Below are 20,574 nucleotides of genomic sequence, written 5' to 3'. Positions count from 1 at the left end.
GGAGAATGATGATGAGCATTGAACACTTGATCCTTGAAGCCGCCACCTCGCATGAGCCGATTCAGAAGCGCGCAATTACCAATCTGAATGTATTGAATGAGGCATGGGATTACCAGAAGCCGAGTTCGTTTGCCCGTGGCATGCGCATTGATATTGGCAATGTGGCCATCCTGCTGATTTCCGGCACGGCCAGCATTGACGAGAACGGCGTCAGCATTCATATTGGCGACTTCCGCGCCCAGTGCCAGCGCACTTTTTATAACATCAGCCAGTTACTGAAGGCGGAAGGCGCAACCTGGAAGGATATTGTGCGCACCAGTTGCTACATGCGCGACATCGATCGTGATTACGATGCTTTTAACGAAGAGCGCACGGCGTTTTTCAAGGGGCAGGGACTCGACCCGGTGCCTGCCTCCACCGGCATTCAGGCGCACCTGTGCCGCCCGGAATTGCTCATCGAAATTGAAGCGATTGCGATGTTCAAGACCACCGGCGAAAAGAAGTAAGGCATTTTTCTGCAAAAAGGCTACAAGTGCAACGGGACTTTTTCTCAAGAAAAGTCCCGTTGCACTTGTAGCCTTTTGCGCTGCTCTGGAAGATGCTTGCGTTACGATAAAAATCAGTCCAGGTCGTTTGATTCCGCAGAGACGAGCGTGAGCGGAAGGCGCATATAAAAGCAACTGCCTCCACTCGGGTTGGGGCGCATGCCAATCTCTCCGCCACAGCTGCTGATGGCCCATTTCGCGATGGAGAGCCCCAGCCCGGATCCGCCCTGCTCGCGCGATCTTCCATGATCCAAGCGCCTGAAGCGCTCAAAGATGGCCTTGCGTTCCGTCTCTGGAATGCCGGGGCCCTGATCGCGAATCTGGATTTCCGCAAACCCGGGAAGTTTGACGAGTTCAACTTCGATGCGCGATCCATGCGGAGAATACTTCATCGCGTTATCCAGAACGTTGACCAGTGCCTGTTGCAGCATGGAGCGGTCAGCATAAAACATCACATCCGCGCCGGGCAGTATCTCCAGAGCCTGAAGATTATCCTCGGCCAGAATGCTGAGCATCTCGCAAACATTCTGTAGAATCTGCATTCCATGGACGAGCTCAACTTCTGGCACAACCTGCCCACTGTCGTTGCGCGCAATCACAAAAAGCGCATCGACCATCTGGGAGAGTCGGCGAATCTCCTCGAGTATGCTGGCTAGTGTCTCCTCGTACTCGGCGGGCGTCTTTGTGGAGTGCAAGCAGACCTCTGCGATGCTGCGCATGGAGGAAAGCGGCGTACGCAATTCATGGGATGCGTCCGAGGTAAACCGCCGGAGCTGGTGAAAGGATTCGTCGATGCGCTGCAGCATGCTGTTGAACTCAATGGCAGCCTGTCCCAGATCATCTTCCTGATGATAAACAGGGAGACGATCCTGCAATTTTTCAGCGTTGATGCGGCGCATGCGCTTGACCATGATGCTGAGCGGGGCGAGCGCGCTGCTGGTTACGCGATAAATCACGAAGCAGGTGAGGGCAATGGAGAGCGGCGTGAGAGCGAGAAGAACCAGAACGAAGGCTTGCACTCCGTCATAGATGGAGGAGCCTTCATAGCCGAGGCGCAGCAGAAGAGTTTTTCCTCCCATGGTGTGCACATGGCTGACCATGAGAACGACCCGGCCATCGCTGAGTTTGACGAAGGATCGATGGTAGCCGTCTCCCATTTCGCTGGCGGTGAGTGGCCCGCCCAGCCTCTCGTCTTCCAGCCGGGAGTTGCGGTAGAGGATTGCGCCATTTTGATCCATCACCTGGATCATGTGTTCGAGCGTCAGGCGCACCTGTGGATGGTTGAAATAGTCTTCGTGGATCTGGATGTGACCGGAGGCATCCTGATAGATAAGTCCTTCCACGGACTTTAAGTCATTGATTTCGTCATGAAATGTTTGCGCCACCAGTTCCCGGTACAGAACGAAGGAAGAGATGGCCACATGCAGCAGGAGGATCAGGGTAAAAACAACGCCGTACCAGAACGTAAGCCGCCAGCGAAGATTGCTGGAAAATAAACGAGGGATCATTTTTTCTCCTGCAGCATGTACCCCATGCCGCGTACGGTTTGCAGCAGACGCGTTTCAAACGGACCATCCACTTTACGGCGCAGGCGCACCATCTGCACGTCGATCAGGTTGTCCAGCGAGGTGTAGCGCAGATTGGCTTTCCAGATGTCGCGCATCAGCATCTCGCGCGATACGATGCGCTCGCGATTGACGATCAGATACTGCAGAATATCAAACTCCCGCATGGTCAACTCCAGCGCGATTCCATCGCGGCTGACCGTGTGGCGGGTCAAATCCATCTGGATTCCGGAGTATTGCAGAACGGTTTGGGGAGCTACAAGCGGGCGACGCAGCAGGGCGCGTATGCGGGCTAGAAGTTCAGAAAAAGCGAAGGGCTTGGTCAGGTAGTCGTCGGCGCCGGAGTCCAGTCCCGTCACCCGGTCTTCGACTGTATCGAGGGCGGTGAGCAAAAGCACTGGAACATGAATGCTGCAGCGGCGCAACTCCCGCACCACGCTTAAACCATCGCGCTTGGGCAGCATGACATCGAGCACGATCAGGTCAGGCGTGGACTCTGTCACTATGGCCAATGCCTCTTCTCCCGAATAGGCCAGCGTGACGGCATATCCTTCTTCTGCCAGCCCCTGCTGCAGAGCGGATGCAAATCTGCGCTCATCTTCAACCACCAATACATGCAACGTCGCTGCGGATTCGGATTCCTCTTTGAGGATCTTCGGGCCTGTCATTTTTTTATGATACCCCTCATTGGACTCTGGGTTAGGCGTGGGTGCGCGGCTTGTGATTGAGCCAGATCCAAAGGCTGCATGGATAGAAATGGGACTCCTTCCAGAGAAGAAGGAGTCCCATTTCTGCACGCTTGTTGCGGTCAGGATGTTTGTGTGCGCCTTCGTTATGCGCCAAAGACAATCTGCCAGGTTTGGCGGATGAGACCGGGAAGCCCATAGATGTCGAGCGCTGTAATCAGGATGGCGGAAGCCCACCCGGCAATCATCAAAAATCGTCCACTCTTCCATTGCCGCATGCGCTTGGAGGAACCAGTAAAGTGCAGGAGCGGAAACATGGCAAAGGGGAGTTGCAGCGCCAGCACGACCTGACTGAGGATGAGCAGGTCGGTAATGCTGCGTTCTCCGCGCAGGGCAATCAGAACAACGGCAGGAAGAATGGCCAGAGAGCGCGTAAGCAGGCGGCGTACCCAGGGACGAATGCGCCAGTTCATGAAGCCTTCCATCACTACCTGGCCGGCCAGCGTGCCGGTAATGGTGCTGCTCTGCCCACTGGCCAAAAGTGCACAGGCAAACAGGGTGCTGGCGGCGGCCGTGCCCAGCAGCGGAGCCAGGGTCAGGAAGGCCACGCGGATCCAGTCGCAGTCGGCGGAAAGGGCAATGGATTCACCGGAGGGAAGGGTGACGCTGCCGCGGTTGTAAAAAACGTGCGCGGCAAGAATCAGGATGGCAGCGTTGATCAGGAAGGCCACACTCAGAGACACCACGGAGTCCAGCGTATTGAAGCGTAACGCAGTGCGAATAGAAGGCTCGTCCCGCTGCACCTTGCGGCTTTGTACCAGGGCCGAGTGCAGGTACAGATTATGCGGCATGACGGTTGCGCCAATAATGCCGATGGCGGCAAAGACCATGTCTGCCTGCAGATGAGGCCGGAAAATATCACTGCCCATAGTGAGGATGTCAGGATGCGCGGCAGGCAGAACGAAGATTTCAACTCCATAGCAGCTGGCAATGGTGGTCACCAAAACGACAACCAGCGCCTCAATCATGCGCATTCTCAGCCCTTGCAGCGTAAGCAAAAGAAGCACGTCGAAACCGGTGAGCAGGACCGCCCAGAGCATGGGCACATGGAAGAGCAGATTGATGGCGACGGCGCTGCCCAGAACCTCCGCCAGATCGCATGCGCCGATGGCAACTTCGCTCAGAAGCCAGTTGGGAATGCGTGTCCAGCGCGGATACCAGTCGCGGCAGCATTGGGCCAGATCCTTCTCGGTAACAACTCCCAGACGCGCGGAAAGGATCTGCAAAATGACGGCCATGGCGCTGGCCAGCGCGACCACGCTCAGCAGGACATAGCGAAACTGCGCTCCACCCTGCAGGTCCGTGCCCCAGTTTCCGGGGTCCATGTAACCAACGCTGATTAGTACCGCAGGGCCAATGAAGGCCTTGAGCTGAGAGAGAAAGCCGCGTGCCGCCTGCGGGACTGCAACGGAATGACGAAGTCCTTGCAGGGACGGCTGTAATTCCGGAACCAGATACTCATCTTCGCCCCATACAGGAGCGATAGCTGCATCAGAAAGAAGGACTGTCTGGTTGGATGTGCTCACGGAAAGCTTTCATCATCTTGCGAAGGTGACCATACAGAGATGGTGATGCTATCTAAGCAGAATTTGTCCTGACATTTTCCCTACATTATGATGAGGATCCTTCCTGTGTGCCTAATTTTTGCCATGAACGACAACAGGCCCCTTGATGGGACCTGTTGTCGTTCAGTCTCCGGCACTGCCGAAGGATGTTTGCTGGTTGCAGAGGATGGGTTACACCGGCACTCGGGCCGATGCAGGCGTTTTTCCCGGTTATTCCACGTTGAGCATCAGGTTGGTGGACTGCGAGTAGCTGCCCGAAGCAACCGTAAGAACAACCGTGTAGGACTGGGTTGGGCTGCTGTAGTAGCCAGTGCCCGCACCGCAGGCCGTTATGCCAGCCGCCAGAGCGCCCAGCAGCAGCAGAGACAGAACCATGTTGCGCAGCCGCTTGCCGGTACGCCGCATGCGGCTGGCAAAGGGCAGCAGAATCAGGAAGGCAAGTGCCGCTGCTCCACCCCGGCCGAAGAGCGTGCTCTTGGGTTCGGACTTGGCTGTGGAGGTGTTCGGCAACTTGATGTTGACCAGAGTGTTTCCACTGAGGGTTGTGCCGGCGGCCAGCGTCCAGGTGGTGCTGGAGCTCTGCGTCCAGGCGCTGGGCGTAATGCTCACCGTAGCGCCGGTAGGCAGGCCGCTCAACGTCAACGTTAATGCCGTCGGGAAGCTGCTGCCGGCGCTGGGCAGAATCGACACCGAATACGTTGCCGTATCGCCCGCCGCAACGGTTTGCGAATTGCCGCTGCCGGAGTCGCTGCTGGAACTGCTTCCAGTGCTGATGACCACCGTTACCACGCTCTGCGATAGCGTGCTGCTGGTGATGGTGGTGAAGTTTGTGTTGCCGGAGTAGACCGCCGTAATCGAATGCGATCCGGCGGCCAGCGCTGTGGTGGTGTAGGCTGCCGCGCCGCTGGTAAGCGAAACACTGCTGAGCGTGGTTGTGCCATCCAGGAACGTCACCGTACCGGAGGGCGATCCTACGGTGGAGGTGACTGTGGCCGTGAAGGTCAGCGATTCATCCACAGTGGAAGGACTGCTTCCGCTGCTCAGGGTAAGGCCGATGCTGGGCGTTCCCTGTTGGATGGTGAAGCTAACGTCCACCGGTGTGGCTGCGGAATAATTGGCGCTTCCCGACTGCGATGCTTCGATGGTGCAGCTTCCGGCCGTTAGCACCGTGACCGTGGCGCTGGTTGGCAGGATCGCTATGTTTTTCGTCGGCTCTGTACCCGTACTGTTGCTGACCGCGCAGACGCTGCTGGTCTTGGTGGCGAAGCTGACCGTCAGTCCCACGCTGCTTGAAGCGTTGATGCTGTAGGTCAGACCCGATGCGTAGCTGTAGGCAGTCGTCGATGGCGCGAAGGTGATCGTCTGCGTCGTGGTGCTGATGGTGAAGTTGACGTCCACCGGAGTGGCAGCCTGATAGCTGCTGTTGCCTGTTTGCGTGGTTTCAATGGTGCAGGTGCCGCCGGTCAGAATCGAGACGGTAGCGCTGCTGGTTCCATTGCTGAGCGTGCTGCTACCCACCGTGCAGGCGCTGCTGGTCAATGAGGCAAAGCTGACCGCCAGACCCGAGGTTGACGTAGCACTTACGCCGAAGCTCAGGCCGGAAGCGTAAGTGTAGGAGGTTGTGGCAGGCGCAAAAGTGATGCTCTGCGCTGCCTGATTGACGGTAACTGCCTGCGAGCCGAAGGTCTGGTATGCAGTGGGAACGGTGTAGTTGCTGTCGCCCGTGTAACCGGTAGCTTCGAAGGTGTGCGTGCCGACGCCCAGATTGGCGACAGGGATGGTGAAGGCCAGTGTGTCACTAGTGCCGGTAAAGGTGCCAGTGTAGGTGCTGTTGGTCGTCTCATCGGTCAGCGTAACCGTGCCGGTCGGATACGGAGCGCCGCCCACGGTGGGCGTCATGAGGACGTACAGCGTGGCGGTGTTTCCGTAGCTGATTGTCTGGTTATTCCCGTTGGGACTGGCCAGTTCCGGAGCCAGATACGTGAAGGTGCAGGTGGGCGCATCGAGCGAGCTCTGCACAAGGTTGTTGGTCAGTGTGTCGTAGTTGGTCGCGGTGGCGGCCAGTGCGTTGTAAAGGGTCAGGAAGTTGCTTGAGACTTCTCCCGGACCAATAGTGAGGCCGACATACTGGCCGGTGCCGCCGCTATATCCGCCATAGTTCCAGGATGAGGTTCCCTCGGACGGTGAGGTGCTGGCCACCAGGCTCGACAAGGTGGACGGGAAGGTGACGTTGTCCATCGTGATGCCCAGCGGATGGGTGACGGCGCTGCCGCCGCTGACGTCGCCGTTGGAGTTGTAGTAGCCGTCCAGTTCCACAGTGCCACTGCCGCTGTCATCGTTCATGAAAACCAGATTCTGCAGCAGGATGTTGTTGAAGTTGGGGTATTCGGTTCCGTCGGTGGAGTTGTAATACGGCGTGAACTGAATATCCGCCTTGTGGTCCAGGAAGCAGGAGTTGGAGTACTGGATGCTGGAGACCGTTCCACCACGATCGCTGGAGGTCTTGATGCGAAGGCCGGTGGAGTTCGTGTCGTTGGTAAGACCCCACTGCGCGCTGCCATAGCCTGTGAAGGCGTTGCCAGCCAGCGTGTTGTGGTCGAACAGAATGTTGGTGACGTTGGAGTCGGTCAGCGAGCCAATAGACTCACCGTGGCCAGCGTAAAAGTGGTTGTGGATGATGGACATGTTCTGTCCTATGCCGTTGTGTCCTGCAACCGCGATATTGTCATCGCCATCGGAAATCCACGAGTAGGCAATCGTGGCATTCTGCACTGCGCCGGGATCAATGCCGTCGGTATTGCGCGCCGCAGTGGGCGTGACGATCTTGATGTCCCATGCGGTAAAGTTCGACACTGCTCCGCCCGTGGTCACATGGAACATAGGTGCGTTCAGCAGGCTGATCTTGTACAGCGTGATGTTGCTCGTGCCCGATTCCATCTGGATGAAGCGCGGATTTTGCTGGCTGCCTTCGCCGTTGGCGGTGGATGAGATGCTCCACCAGGTGGGCGAACTCGGCATGCCGAAGCCCGAGGTGGTGAAGGCATTCAGCAGCGTATCGCCACCACGGCCGTTCAGCTTGCCGTAGCCCATGATGCCCACGTTGGTTGAGGTCTTGGGTATATCGATCAGGTTCAGGCAGCTGTTGGTGGCTGTGTTGTTGTTGATGGTGCCGCAGGTGTGTGTGCCGCTGACCTTGTCGTAATCCTGTACGTTGCGCGAGAAGTACAGCGTCACGCCCGGATCCACCAGCAACGTCACATTCGTCGGCATGCTGAGTGGTCCACTCAGGAAGGCGTTGTAGGCCCTGGTGCTGTCCATCGACAATTCCACTGCCTCGCCGGTACCAGAGCAGGCGTTGAGGGCTGCCTGAATCCGTGCTCCGTCGGGGTTTGTTGTGGTGGCATCCACTGATGTGTCCAGATCCTGCGTGCTGGCATCGGTGGTCAGCCCTGCCGTCAGCTGCTTGCAGACTGCCGGGAAGCTGGGCTCTGTGACCGTGCGGGTATCGCCGGTGGCTATAGGCGTTTCCACCACCAGGGTTGCGGAACTCGACGTGCTGTAGCCGTAGCTGGTATTGCCACCGTAGTAAGCGTAAAGGGTGTGTGTGCCTGCCGCTGGGCCGCTCAGCGACCACGAGCAGCTGCCCGAAGCCAGTGTGCAGCTGGTGGTGTTCACACCGTCCAGATACAACAGGACGTTTCCGGGGGCGGCGCTCGGGCTCACAGTGACCGTGCCAGTAATTGCCGTACCCGTGGTGGAGCTGGTGTTGGCCACCGACAGCGTGGTGCTCGATGCTACCTGCCCTGTGCCCAGCACGTAAATGCTGTAGGTGGATGAGGTGCTGCCGGCAAAGTTCGTATCGCCGCCATACACCATGGTGATGGAATGCGTGCCGCTGGCCAGCGCACTGGTGGTCAGATAAGCCTCGCCACTGGCATCGAGCGAGCCGCTTTGCAGCAGCGTGCAGTTGCCGCCGGCCGTGCTGCAAACCGTGTTGCTGTTCAGACTGTCATAGAAGGCATAAGTTCCGGTGGGAATGACGCCAGCGCCCGGTGTTTGCGGACGACCCAGAATCGTAACTACCGTGCCGGGAGTCAGCGCGCCAAGGCTGGCCGTGGGAGCAAAGTTGTTCACCCACGAGGTCAGCGCCGAAACCGGATTCCAGGAAGAAGAGGAACCCGAAGAGAGCGTGGCCGACGAAACCGTGCTCGACAGGAAGTTGATCGGGTAGTACTGCACGGCCTCGGCCGCCGTCAGCTGCGTGGGAATGCTGTTGTTGACCTGTAGCGTGCCAGGGTTGGTCGAGGTCATTTCCCGCGAGCTGATGCTGGTGACGCCTGAGCCGGTGTTTCCACCTGCGGGAGTGATGCCGTTGATCGACGCCGGATAGACCGTTGGATTGGCCGTTGTGCTTAGCGCAGGATCGGTGTAGGCCATCGAGTTGTATTCGCCGTAGGTTGAGGTGGGCAGGTTCGTGTCGCCGCTGAATTCAATCCAGCCTACCGGGGCCACCTGATCAACGTAGTTGTTTAGCTGAATCCACGTCGAGTAAGCGCCATACGGCCGGCCATAGTAGAGCGCCGACATGCCCGTGCTTTCCGACATCAGCGTGCAGCCGTTGCAGACGTAGCCGCTCAGATAATCGTAGGAACTTCCGGTTTCCTGCTTCTTGTTCTGCGCTTCAATGGTTTCGGTTCCGGTGGCCGATGTGCCGTGCCATGTGGTGAAGAAGTAGGTGTGGTCAAAGACCAGCGCCGCATCGCCAAAGACGTAATCAACGTTGCCGCTGATCAGGCCCTTCCATATGTACTGGCGGGCTGCCGTGCAGTAGGTGCCGCAACCCTGGCTGCCGGCATACAGAGTGTCCTGCTGGCTATACAGGTTGACGTTGTTCAGCACCGCCTGGTCGGACTCGATCCACAGCGCCAGCGCCTGCGAGTTGCACAGCGTACCCGCGTTGTATAGGGCTTGCAGTGATGTCGCCGTGCCTCCAGAGTTGCAGGTGCTGCTGCTGTAGTAGTAGGTGCTCTTCGTCGTGGCATCCATGTCATACGTGTTTTGGATGGTCAGATACTCGGCGAAGAAGTTGTTGGGCGTGTACTGCGTGGAGTTGGTCAGGCCGATGGGGCTGGAAGTGCTGCCCGCGGTCTCGCCCATGTAGTAGCTCTTGGTTACGTCCAGCGTGGAAGATCCCTGATCGCCGCTGGCATTGGCGTTGCCCGTGCCGGTTCCCGTACCCAGGTAGCCGGTGAAGGGAGAACTGAATGCGCCATCCTCGGCGGTCAGAATTACCTTGGTTGCATCGCCGCCCAGCCCGCGCAGGGCCACGTTTGGGTAGCTGATGGCGTTCTGCCCGGTGTAGGTGCCGGGTTTGATGTAGATGCTTCCGCCCGTCACCGGCAGTGCCACCAGAGCCGAGGAGAGGCTGGTGTAGTTGCCCGTGCCGTCGGCTGCCACCACGCTTGTGGATGCGCCTACGCTGGCCGTTGTGCTGGCCTGCACCACGGAGTAGCTGATGGATGCCGTGGTAGATGCGTAGTCGGTGGAATCGTTCGGGCAGAAGATGGCATACAGCGTATAGCTGTTGATCGGCAGATAGGTGGACGCGTCGATCGTGCCTCCGCTGGTTCCCGTGCAACTCGGCGAAGCGGTGGAGGAGTAGACCGTGTAGCCGCTGATGCTCGGACTGATCGTGGCGTTCAGAACACCGGTGCCGATGGGAGCGCTTACCTGCTGGCTGTTTGCGCTGGGACTCCAGGTGAGTGAGGTTGACTCCCGCGCCACCGTAAACGAACCTGAGGAAGCGGTAGAAGCTGTGAACTCGCCCTGCAGCGGGAAGTTCACCGTAAAGCTGTGATTGCCCGCCGTCAGGCCGGAAAGGTTCAGCGTGAGCGTGGCGGTCAGGCCGCTGGCGCTGGTCAGGTAATACTGTGTCGCCGTGCCGGAATCGATGCTGACGGTGATGTAATTACTGATCGTTGGGCCGGTGGTGTTGGTGGTGATCATACCGTCCGTTGAAATGGTGCTGGCAGTCACCGCGATCGGGAAGCTGGCCTCTATTCCGCTGGAAGCATAGATCGGTGAGGTCGGACTCGCCGTGCCGATAGTGATGCCGGTGGCATAAGCCTCGGTATCCCCCAGTCCGGTCAGCGTGAGCAGGCCGGAGGTCGCTGTTGCCGGAGTCGTTGGACCAAAGGCGATGTAGTCGGTCTCTTGTGAGATTCCGAGGGCAGGGAAGTAGGCCGTCATGCTGCACGCCTGACCGGCGCTGACCGATTCCAGCAGTTCGTTGCTGAAGGAGCAGCCGTAGCTGGAGCCTCCAGCCAATGTGAAGTCCGCCGCATCTGAGCCGGTGCTGTAGGTGGCCGTTTGGGTGCTCGATGCTTGGTTGCCGACGTTGGTCAGCGTTGCCGCAAACTCCGTGGTCGTGCTGGAGGCAAAGTTTTCGACAATGGCATTGCGCTGCACCTCGGTGACGGCGGTCGTGCTGGTGTCGGCGCTGTAGAGGTTGCCCGAGCCGTCCACGCCAATGCCCGCGGGTGTTCCCACTGCGCCAAGCACTGTAACACCTGCCGTGGTGGGACCGCTCAACGGATACTCAACTACTCCCGCACTGGTCGATGCGTTCTGCACATACAGATTGCCGGCCGCATCGGTGGCCAGAGCTTTGGCTGCACCCGAATGGGCAGTGGTTTGCACGTACACATACTGTTTGTACGTTGTGTCGCCTGAGGCTCCATCCACACTCGGCGTCAGCTTGTATACGGTGTTGCTTGAGTCGGCCACATAGATGTTGCCGCCCGGGTCCACCGTCATGGCATCCACGCTGGCGAATGCTCCCACTGCCGAAACCGTCTCCTGGCAGAGCGAAGGCGTCGTGCTGGAAGCCGAAGCGTAGTTGCAGGTGGTCGCAGTACCGCTCGTATATGCGTTGGCTGTGTAGGCCGAAGGCGAGATGCGATAGATGGTGCTGGCGATGGTCGAGCCCTGCCCGTCTGCCACCAGAAGATTGCCCGCCTGATCCACGGCAATTGCCTCAGGATTGGCGGTGCCAAAGTTCGCCGGGACGTAGTTGATGGCGGTTGAGGTGTAGATGGAGGGCGTTCCTGCCTTCGTCAACCTCAACGCTTGAATCGTCGACGTTCCATTCAGGTAGTAGATGTTCCCCGCCGCATCCACGGCCAGTTGGGTGGGCGTATTGCTCGGCGTGGCCAGCGTATAGATGCTCGACGATCCGGCAGGCTGTTCCACAATGCTGGAGCCTGCAATCTCGTAGATGTAGCCCGCGCCATCCACGGCGATTGCCGTGGGTGTGTAGCCGCTCATCTGTGAGGTGGTGTTCAGAATGGAGGTGCCAGCCGACGTTGCGCCATCCACGGCAAGAACCGAGCCGGCTGCCGAGTTGGCCAGATTCATCGTCAATACTTCGCCGCCTGCGTCTGCCAGCGTGAGGATGGACGATTGTGGGCCCGCAGCGGTCGGCGTGTAGGTGGCAGCCACCGTGCAATCTGCCGAGCCGTCCACCGCGTAATACGTGCAGGCAGGCGTAGCAAAGCTGGCTGCGGAGTTGGTCGTGTGGGTCAGCGAGGCACTGTCCGATGTGGTGGACACGGGAAAATGCGCCATCAGTGTCTGGTTCTGCGTGGTTCCCATCGACTGCAACGGATAGGCCGCGGTGACCGTCGCCAGAGCCGCCAGTGTGGCGCTGGGCTGCACGCCCATGCCCTGGGCCAGCACCTTGCGCACCAGCATGCCGCTGCTGTAGCCGGAACTGCCATCGTACATGTACAGGTTGCCCTGCGCATCCACCGCTACGCCCAAACCACTGGTGTTGCCAAATTTTGCGTAGGAGCCCAGCGCGGATGCCGGGCAGCCATCGCCATAAATGCTCGTGGAGACCGCTCCGGTAGACCCGTTACATACGGTGCCCACGCTGGAAGGTGAGCTGCCCGAGGTGAGCAGAGTGCGGATGGTGCCGTTGTAGATGTCGTAGAAAAGCACCTTGGTGCTGTCGCCAATGTAGATATTGCCCTGCGGGCTGATGGCGATCTTGGTAATAGTGGTGTCGGTAATGGAGGCGCTCGCGCCCAGCGTGGGTGTGGTCGAAATCGTCGTGGAGCCGCCACCCGCCAGCGCATAAATGTAACCCGGCGTGGGCGTCTTCCCTGAATTGTTCTTTACGATGGCGTTATACATGGCAACGCCGGCTGAGGCCACCGATCCGGTTGCGCCAGCCGTGGTCGCGTTGGCCGTCGAAGACCAGCCCTGCACAAAAAAGACGCGCAGGAATCCTGGAGAACCGGGGTCGGTAAAGACCAGATTGCCTGCCGCATCGGTCTGCGTCGTATTGGTATAACCGGAACTGGCCGTGACGGCGCTGTCAAAGAACGGGCAGCCATCGTAGTGCGTGTCTGTTCCGGTGTCCGAGCCTGAATACTTGTAAGCGACTGCGCCATTCCCTGATGGACTGGTGATGGAGGTGGGGCATGCAGATGTACTGCTTGCCGCTGCCGCTGTGGTTGTGGATGTTGAAATGCCTGAGACGTTCACGATGGTGTAAACATAGCTCGGAAGCAGGTTGCTGGATGTCCAGTTGGTATTTACTTCCAGCGCCGCATAAAGGGGGTTGTTGCCGCTGAAGTAGCTTGAAGTTAGAGGTCCCAGAATCACACGTGTACGCGAACTGGAGGTGTCGGCGTAGTAGATGTTGCCGTAAATATCTCCCCATGCCGCACGCGGGGCTTCCACGTCACCATAGTATGAGCTACAGGCGCCGCTGTTATTGAATGCCGAAACGGCGCTGGTCGCAGTGCTGAAGCCCGGATAGCCATCGTAGCCCAGGCCGGCCGCTCCCGTGGTAGCGGTTCCGCTCGAACAGCCTGCCACAATCCCCATGTATCCGATCTTCACCTGAATGGGATTGGCGGAAGTCGCTGTGGGTGTGCCCGTAGTGCAGAGCGGCGATGCATAGCGGCAGACAATGTGAATCAGATTCTGGCTGTATTCCGGGATGAGAACGTTGCCGTAGGCGTCCAGGCCAATGCCACGCGGGCCAGCCAGAACGGTCTGCGAGGCTGCCAGACAGCCATCACCCGCCGAGTCGATTTTTCCAGCGCTAGTGCTGCAGACCGTTCCCGCGCCCGCAACTACGCTCATGATGCCCGTGTTCTGGTCGATTCGGTGAACAACTCTATTGGTGGAAGTGTCGTCCGCAACAAAAACGTTGTTGTACTGATCAACCACAACGCCACCGCGGCCAGCAGCGGCGAAGCTTCCGGCAACGGCCGCACAACCGTCTCCATACGTCGTCGTGGCCTTGACGGTGGTCGAACCAGGGCAGAGGGTGGTTCCGGCCGTATAGGTCGTTGGAACCAGACCGCCGGCAAGGGTGGTCATGGTGTACGGCAGGGCGACGGGTGTTTGTGCGTGACAGAGTAGTCCCGTGAGGCCGACCAGAAAAATGGACATTAACCTGCGGAAAGGATGAGGGTTTGCGGACATTGTTCCTCCAAAGGTCACAACGCAAATAGACACAATTCGAACTACGTCCCGCATGGCTCTATACACGGCTGGCGGGATGTTGATGACAGCTCACTTCAAAGCGTGGTCAGACCTGAAATTCAAAATTAGAGTGTTCTAAAGTTCGACAACCTTGTACGCGTTCCCATTCGCAGTTGTCAAACATAAATCGATTAAGCGAAGAAAAATCTTTTTGCGTTTCTGTCGCTGAGCGATACAGGCGCGGAAATGCTAAAAATGGGTTTTTGTGAGTAGGTTTTAATGATTGTGGATCAACAGGTTGTCTTGCGCAAGGGGCATAGTTTTCACTCGGGGAAGGTCAAGCCACCCAAACAGGGAATCAGCAGCTTTTGTGCGGCTTCAACCAGACTGTGGTACACCTGTACTTTGCTTTTTTGCGCTTCTTAGTAGGGGCTATGCCTTTGTTTTGATGGTTGTGTGCGGTGGTAGTGCGCAGGTTTGCAAGTAACTAGGGAGGGTAACTGCTAGAGGTAACTACCGTTCCGTCGCTTGGGGATATTTTGACTGCAAACAGTATGGAAGAGTGAGTCCGCGCCGTAGGCGCAGCGCAGTTTAGTCCCACGTTTCAACGTGGGGTACGCAGCCTCAACTGTGGAAAGAGTCCCGTAGGGACGGCGCAAAAAATCGATCAAGAATCCAGGCCAAGTCACGCGAAGCAGTTGGCCTCACCGCAGGTGGCAGGCGAAGCAGTTGGCCCCACCGCAGGTGGTCTAGTCGGCGGCTTCGGCCAGCCGCAGCCGGTAGCGTGTGAGCGGTGCTGCCACCAGCCAGTACATCGCCGGTCCCAGCAACGCCACCACCACGGCAAAACCCAGCGCCGGAACTGCGCCGAAGATGGGGCTGTCGGGCAAAAGCTTCTCATTGCGCGAAACCCACAGCGCGTAGCCGATCAGCACTGCCGGTCCTACCCCCAGCAGGCTGGCCGTTAGCAGTCCACCCGCCCTGAAGGGCCGCGCCAGCCGAGGTTCGCGGATGCGCAGAACCACCAGAGCCACAAACTCCAGCAGCAAACTGGTGCCGTACAGAATCAGGTCGATGGAGATCAGCCGCTCAAAGGGCAGCTTGAGCGCCAGCGCCCAGGCCGCGCCGCACAGAATCACGCTTACCCAGGGCACGCCGCGCTTGTTCTGTTTGGCCAGCGCCGGGGGCAGCATGCCGTCCTGCGCCATGGCCATGGGCAGGCGGGTGTAGCTCATCACCAGCGCGTTGAACATGCCCACGCCGGTAATGCAGCCGCCCACTACGATGGCAATTGCCAGCAACGGACCGCCCAGCGCCGAGGCAGCCGTCGTCCAGTCGCCGGTGGCAAAGCTGGTGGCGGAAAGTCCTGCGCCAGCCATCGCCGCCAGCGGCAGAATATAGGTGACCGCCGTCAGCACAGTGGCCGCAATCATCGCTCGCGGATAATTTTTCTGCGGATTCTCGACCTCTTGCGCTACTGTCGAGGCATTGTCCCAGCCCATGTAGTTCCACATGGCCACCAACACGGCCGTAGAAAAGGCCGAGCCAGAGCCAAAGCCGCTGGCTCCCGCTGGAAGTCCCCACTGAATGTGCGGATGCATCCTCAGGCCATGCCACAGCCCCAGCACCACAAAGACGGCAAACGGAGCCAGCAGCAGAAAGAACATCCGTACCGAGTCCTCACCCACCTCGGGCGCACCCAGCAGATTCCACAAACAACAAAGCAACACCACGGCCAGCATGCAGGCGTAACCGCTCCACCCGGAGGCCAAGGAAGGGCAGATTTTGCCCAGGTACAGAACGAAGATCGACGGGTAAAGCGCCATGTCGAAGATGGAGGCAGAGAGCGACAGCCAGCTCTCCTGGTAGCCCCAGAAGGGCCCCAGGGCGCGGCGCACCCATATATAGAAGCCGCCCTCGGCGGGAATCGCGCTGGCCAGTTCGCCGATCATCAGAGCCGTCGGCAGGCTCCACAAAAAAGGGAGCACCAGCAGAATGATGAGCGCCACTCCGTAGCCGGCCCCGCCCAGAATGTCCTCAATGCCATAGGGGCCTCCCGACACCATAAAGTAGGTGGCGGCAATCAGCGGCAGCAGCCGCATCTTGCTGGAAGCGGGTTTCATGGCGAGGATCATCATTGTGAATGTATCAATAATGCAGGGTTGCAAAAAAGATAAAAATGCGCAAAATTAGCCCCAGCAAAGAATGCATTCCATGGAGGAAGAAATTTGCGGCCTGCAGGATGAATTTTTCTCTAGTTTTCCGCTGATTCTTTTTCCCAACTGGCGCACAAACCATTCCTTTAGTTATAATCACGAAAGCGCGGAGAGATGGCCGAGTGGCTGAAGGCGGCGGTTTGCTAAACCGTTATAGGGCCTAAAAGCTCTATCGGGGGTTCGAATCCCCCTCTCTCCGCCAGAATTACCCATTCCATGGGGATCTGACAAATCCAAAAGATTTATGTAAAGCCTAGCAAAAGCTAGGCTTTATGTTTTCTTGGGTCACCGTTGTCCAGGACAAACCAGAGTTTTGGCTGTCTTGGCGGGTGAATTTTCATTCCTGGCCTGCCCGATGTTTTCTGTCAGTAAAAATATTCGTATAGCGCAATGGGTGTCGGATTCAGGCCGTCATGGCCGATGTATATCCGTATTGCCTACAGCGATGTGCGGTAGGCAAACGACGAGTATGGTCGCAGGATATTGTTCTGTAAGTTCTACCCTCCCACGTATTTTCTTAACCGGAGCTTTACATCAACTTGATAGGAATGGATTCAGCAGCGTCAGTCCTGCGAATTCATTCTGTTTTCGCAGGCCCATAACCAAGTCCCCCCTTGGGCCAGTTTGCGATCGTCTGTCAGGCAGTTTGCTGTTCAAACTGTCCCGGACAAGTAGGTTCACCCTACTTGAAGGTGTTTTGCGGCTTTTGCTGCGATCTCAAATGGCTCAGGGATTACCTGGAGAATTTCATGCCATCTCTGTTTTCGAAGCCAGTTGCGTCTCTCGATCGCTTGCACACGTGTAGCAAGCGTCAGAAACATTCCTTCCCCTCATTGTTTTGCCTCGGCTTTTCCCTTGTTCTGGCGGCTTTTTGGCTCATCGCCGGAACTGCGGCCCAGGCTCAGTTTGAAACAGCCTCGGTGCTGGGTTACGTCCGTGACAGCTCGGGCGCGCCCATCTCCAATGCCAGCGTCACTCTGCTGAACGTCGCCACCGGCATTTCGGTCGTGCGAACCTCCGATGGCGAAGGCCATTTTGAGTTTGTCGACGTTCACGCCGCCCAGTACAAGGTTCGTGCTTCGGCCAACAACTTCTCTGACTCCGAGTCCGCGCCGTTTCATGCGGATGTGAACTCCCGCCAGCGTATTGATTTGATACTCAAGCCGGGTGGCGTGACGGAAACAGTCTCTGTTTCCGGCGAAGCAGACGCGCTGGAAACAGAAACCAGCAGCAACGGTACCACCGTCGCTGAAACCCTTGTGCATGATCTGCCCCTGAATGGCCGCTCCTATGGCGATCTGATGGCGCTGGCTCCTGGTGTACGTCGTAACATTCTGGAAAACCAGACGGTCACCAGCCGCGATTCCTCTTACAACGTGAACGGGCAGCGCTCCGAGTTCAACAACTTCCTGCTCGATGGCCTGGACAACAACGCCTACGGCACATCCAATCAGGGCTTCTCGAATCAGGCAATGCCTCCTTCACCGGATGCGATTAACGAGTTCCGCGCTGAGACCAACAACTACAGCGCCGAATTTGGCCGTGCCTCGGGTGCGGTCATGAACGTTTCCATCAACAGCGGCACTAACCAGATGCATGGCCGCGTGTGGGAGTATCACCGCAACACGGTGCTCAACTCTATAGGTCCGTTCGCAGCGCCCACCAGTGCGCTTACCGGTAAGTCCCAGAAGCCGGTTCTGATCCGCAATCAGTTCGGTGGCGCAATCGGCGGCCCAGTCCTGCACAACAAGTTGTTCTACTTTGCCGACTATGAAGGCAACCGTCAGGTGCAGGGCCAGTACACCACGGCCACCGTGCCCAACGCCGATCAGCGTAAGGGCAACTTCTATTACAAGGGTGATACCACGGCTACGGCGGCACTGGCTGGCACAGCGGTTCCGCTGCGCAACCCTCTCGCCGGTACCAGCACGAATGTAACAACCTATGCTGGGGCAGTTCCGCAAACTGCCTGGACGCCGCTGGCCACGTTGGTGATGAATGCGCTTCCTGCACCGAAGATCTCTGGGTTTTCGAATAACTACGCCTGGTTCCCGAAGGCCTATTTGACCGACAACAAGGGCGATGGCCGCGTTGACTACACCGTGAGCGACAAGACCACCGTCTTTGGCCGCTTCTCCAATCACCATGGCGACATCGTGGATGCCTCCACCATTCCTGGCGACGCTGGCGATGGCGGCAACGGCACCATTCACGCCTATAACAAGCAGTTGGCGGCAGGTTTTACCCACTTCTTAAGCACCAATTCTGCCATCGACGCCCGTATTGGCTTTACCTGGACCAAGGGTGGCAAGACGCCCTATCTGTATGGTCAGCAGAGCTTGAACACCGAGGCCGGCATCACCGGTCTGCCCACCGATTCCAATGTCATCCGTCGGCTTTCGAACGAAGCGGTGAAGGACTTCTCGACCTTTGGCGCGCAGACCTCGAATCCGCAGTTCCAGAACCCGTTCGTCATCAATCCCAAGGTCAACTACTCCTGGCAGAAGGGCCATCACAGCCTCAAGTTCGGCTGGGAATATCTGTCGATCAACACCGAGATTGACGACTTCAACCCGGTCTACGGCGCGGAAACCTTCAACGAAGGGTTCAGCCAGAATGGCGGTGGCACCAGCGATACCGGCGCGGCTGAAGCTGCTTACCTGACCGACTTCCTGCTGGGCGCGCGCGATACCTATCAGCTCAACAACTACCGCGTCGTCAACTACCACCAGTGGATGAGCCACTTCTACGCACAGGACGACTTCCGCGTCTCGTCCAAGCTGACCATCAACGCCGGTCTGCGCTACGAACTGGCTACGCCGCAGTATGTGGACGGCGATCACTTGGCCAACTTCGATCCCACCTCGACTTCGATGATTCAGGCCTCTGGCGGTTCGCTCTACAACCGCTCCTTGATCAACATGCGTAAGCTGGACTTTGCTCCGCGCTTCGGCTTCGCCTATCAGCTCAATCCGAAGACAGTTGTCCGCTCTGCTTATGGCATCAGCTATGACCAGTTCAACCGCGAAGGCGGCGAGGATCTGCTGGCTTACAACGGTCCCTACATCATCAACACCAGCGTCACCCAGGTTGCACCCAACGCTGTTGCCAGCCTGGGAACGAGCGAAAGTCTCTGCTCGGGCGATAACTATAGTGGCTGCTACCGCACGGTGGCTCAGGGTTACCCGAGCAACTTTGTTTCCAGCAGCAACTACAGCACGCTGAACTCGCAAGTGCGCTACATTCCCAAGAACATTCCTACTGGCTACGTGCAGAGCTGGCATCTGGACGTGCAGCGTGAACTACTGCATAACTCGGTGCTGACGGTTAGCTATGTGGGCGAGCATGGTGTACACATCTGGGCGCTGGCTGACCTGAACCAGGCCACTGCCAACGCCAGCGGCGGTACGCTCAGTGTGCAGGCCCGTCGTCCTTACCAGAGCTTCTACATCATTGAAGAGTCGATTCCTGCCGGCTTCCTCCGCTATGAGGGCCTGCAGACCAAGTTCGAGCACCGCTTCTCTGGCGGCCTCTATCTGGTGAACTCCTTTACCTGGTCGCACGCCATCGACAACGCTTCTGGCCATCTGGATACGCCCAACGGTGACACCTCGCGCGTCAACCTAGCCAACCTCAAGGGTGAAAGCGGCCAGTCGGCCTACAATCAGCCCATCAACGAAACGCTCAGCGCGGTATGGGACTTGCCCATTGGCCGTGGTAAAGCCTTTGCCAGTCACATCTCCAATACGCTTGATCGCGTGATCGGCGGATGGCAGGTGACCGCCGTCAACACCGACACCAGCGGTTCGCCCGTCAACCTTTACTACAGCCCCTCGGCCGCCTACACCCTCAGCTCACTGCTGGTGCAGCGTCCTAACGTGAGTGGCAACCCGATCGCGCCCAAGAAGAACTGGGTGAAGACCGGCACTGCGCTCACCGGCTACCTGAGCTCGACCAACGTCACGAATCCGACCAGCGCCAACCAGCCCTACGGCAACGCCGGCCGCAATTCACTGCGCGACATGACCTTCAACCAGTTAGATCTGGGCTTGCACAAGAGCTTCGATCTGCTGGGCCGCACCAAGCTGGATCTGCGCGGCGAAGCCTTCAATGCGCTGAACAAGGTCAACTACGCGGCACCTACCTCCAGCCGTAGCTCCAGCAGCTTCGGTTCCATCACTTCAGCCTTTCCTGCCCGCCAGTTCCAGATTGCAGGCAAGATCAGCTTCTAACTGCAGCAATGAGCCCCGGGCGAACCTGCCGGGACTTCTCCGGGGACCATGCTTTTACACGGGCATGGTTCCCGGATTTTTCTGCAACGCATCCGAACCAGATATGGGCGTTCTGCACCTCTACTTTCTTTCCCTGAAAGAGAAGGCAAGAATCCCCCCCACCGTCAAACTTGGCTCGTCTCATACAATTGAATCGAGGTCCCC

Annotated in this window: 7 protein-coding genes and 1 tRNA gene; 3 read left to right on the top strand and 5 right to left on the bottom strand. The window is 58.2% G+C overall.

The features are described from left to right. The first annotated feature begins 5 nt into the window (after positions 1-5). The gene (locus tag ACOBR2_RS13860; RefSeq protein WP_420236707.1) at positions 6-506 is read left to right on the top strand and encodes a Rid family hydrolase; all 501 of its coding nucleotides are present in this window, start codon (positions 6-8) and stop codon (positions 504-506) included. 113 nt (positions 507-619) lie between these two features. Here the strand turns inward: ACOBR2_RS13860 and ACOBR2_RS13855 are convergent, their stop codons facing one another. The 5 genes from ACOBR2_RS13855 to ACOBR2_RS13835 all read right to left on the bottom strand — a co-directional run bounded on the left by ACOBR2_RS13855 (position 620) and on the right by ACOBR2_RS13835 (position 16,060). Further along, entirely contained in the window at positions 620-2,053 is a 1,434-nt protein-coding gene (locus ACOBR2_RS13855) for a sensor histidine kinase (RefSeq protein WP_420236706.1), read from the bottom strand. Beyond that, entirely contained in the window at positions 2,050-2,778 is a 729-nt protein-coding gene (locus ACOBR2_RS13850; protein WP_420236705.1) for a response regulator transcription factor, read from the bottom strand. Before ACOBR2_RS13850 ends, ACOBR2_RS13855 begins: the two co-directional genes overlap by 4 nt. 164 nt (positions 2,779-2,942) lie before the next feature. After that, positions 2,943-4,382 (bottom strand): Nramp family divalent metal transporter, encoded by a 1,440-nt coding sequence (locus tag ACOBR2_RS13845; RefSeq protein ID WP_420236704.1) that lies wholly within the window; start codon positions 4,380-4,382, stop codon positions 2,943-2,945. A 249-nt stretch (positions 4,383-4,631) separates the two neighbouring features. Further along, complete coding sequence (locus ACOBR2_RS13840; protein WP_420236703.1) at positions 4,632-13,889, bottom strand: pectinesterase family protein; 9,258 nt, start codon at positions 13,887-13,889, stop codon at positions 4,632-4,634. Positions 13,890-14,671: 782 nt separating this feature from the next. Beyond that, complete coding sequence (locus tag ACOBR2_RS13835) at positions 14,672-16,060, bottom strand: APC family permease (protein ID WP_420236702.1); 1,389 nt, start codon at positions 16,058-16,060, stop codon at positions 14,672-14,674. 186 nt (positions 16,061-16,246) lie between these two features. Between ACOBR2_RS13835 and ACOBR2_RS13830 the strand changes: the two genes are divergently transcribed. Then, positions 16,247-16,340 (top strand) — tRNA-Ser (locus ACOBR2_RS13830). Positions 16,341-16,887: 547 nt separating this feature from the next. Then, complete coding sequence (locus tag ACOBR2_RS13825) at positions 16,888-20,370, top strand: carboxypeptidase regulatory-like domain-containing protein (RefSeq protein WP_420236701.1); 3,483 nt, start codon at positions 16,888-16,890, stop codon at positions 20,368-20,370. The last annotated feature ends 204 nt before the right edge of the window (positions 20,371-20,574 follow it).

It is taken from the genome of Telmatobacter bradus, assembly GCF_048629425.1.
Taxonomy (GTDB): Bacteria; Acidobacteriota; Terriglobia; order Terriglobales; family Acidobacteriaceae; genus Telmatobacter; species Telmatobacter bradus.
Note: the sequence above shows the minus strand (reverse complement) of the source record. Positions and strands in the feature narration are given on the sequence as shown.

Bases quoted from the DNA above. Each gene is read 5' to 3' on its own strand.
- ACOBR2_RS13860 (WP_420236707.1), top strand. From the start codon at position 6: ATGATGATGAGCATTGAACACTTGATCCTTGAAGCCGCCACCTCGCAT.
- ACOBR2_RS13855 (WP_420236706.1), bottom strand. From the start codon at position 2,053: ATGATCCCTCGTTTATTTTCCAGCAATCTTCGCTGGCGGCTTACGTTC.
- ACOBR2_RS13850 (WP_420236705.1), bottom strand. From the start codon at position 2,778: ATGACAGGCCCGAAGATCCTCAAAGAGGAATCCGAATCCGCAGCGACG.
- ACOBR2_RS13840 (WP_420236703.1), bottom strand. From the start codon at position 13,889: ATGTCCATTTTTCTGGTCGGCCTCACGGGACTACTCTGTCACGCACAA.
- ACOBR2_RS13835 (WP_420236702.1), bottom strand. From the start codon at position 16,060: ATGATGATCCTCGCCATGAAACCCGCTTCCAGCAAGATGCGGCTGCTG.
- ACOBR2_RS13825 (WP_420236701.1), top strand. From the start codon at position 16,888: ATGCCATCTCTGTTTTCGAAGCCAGTTGCGTCTCTCGATCGCTTGCAC.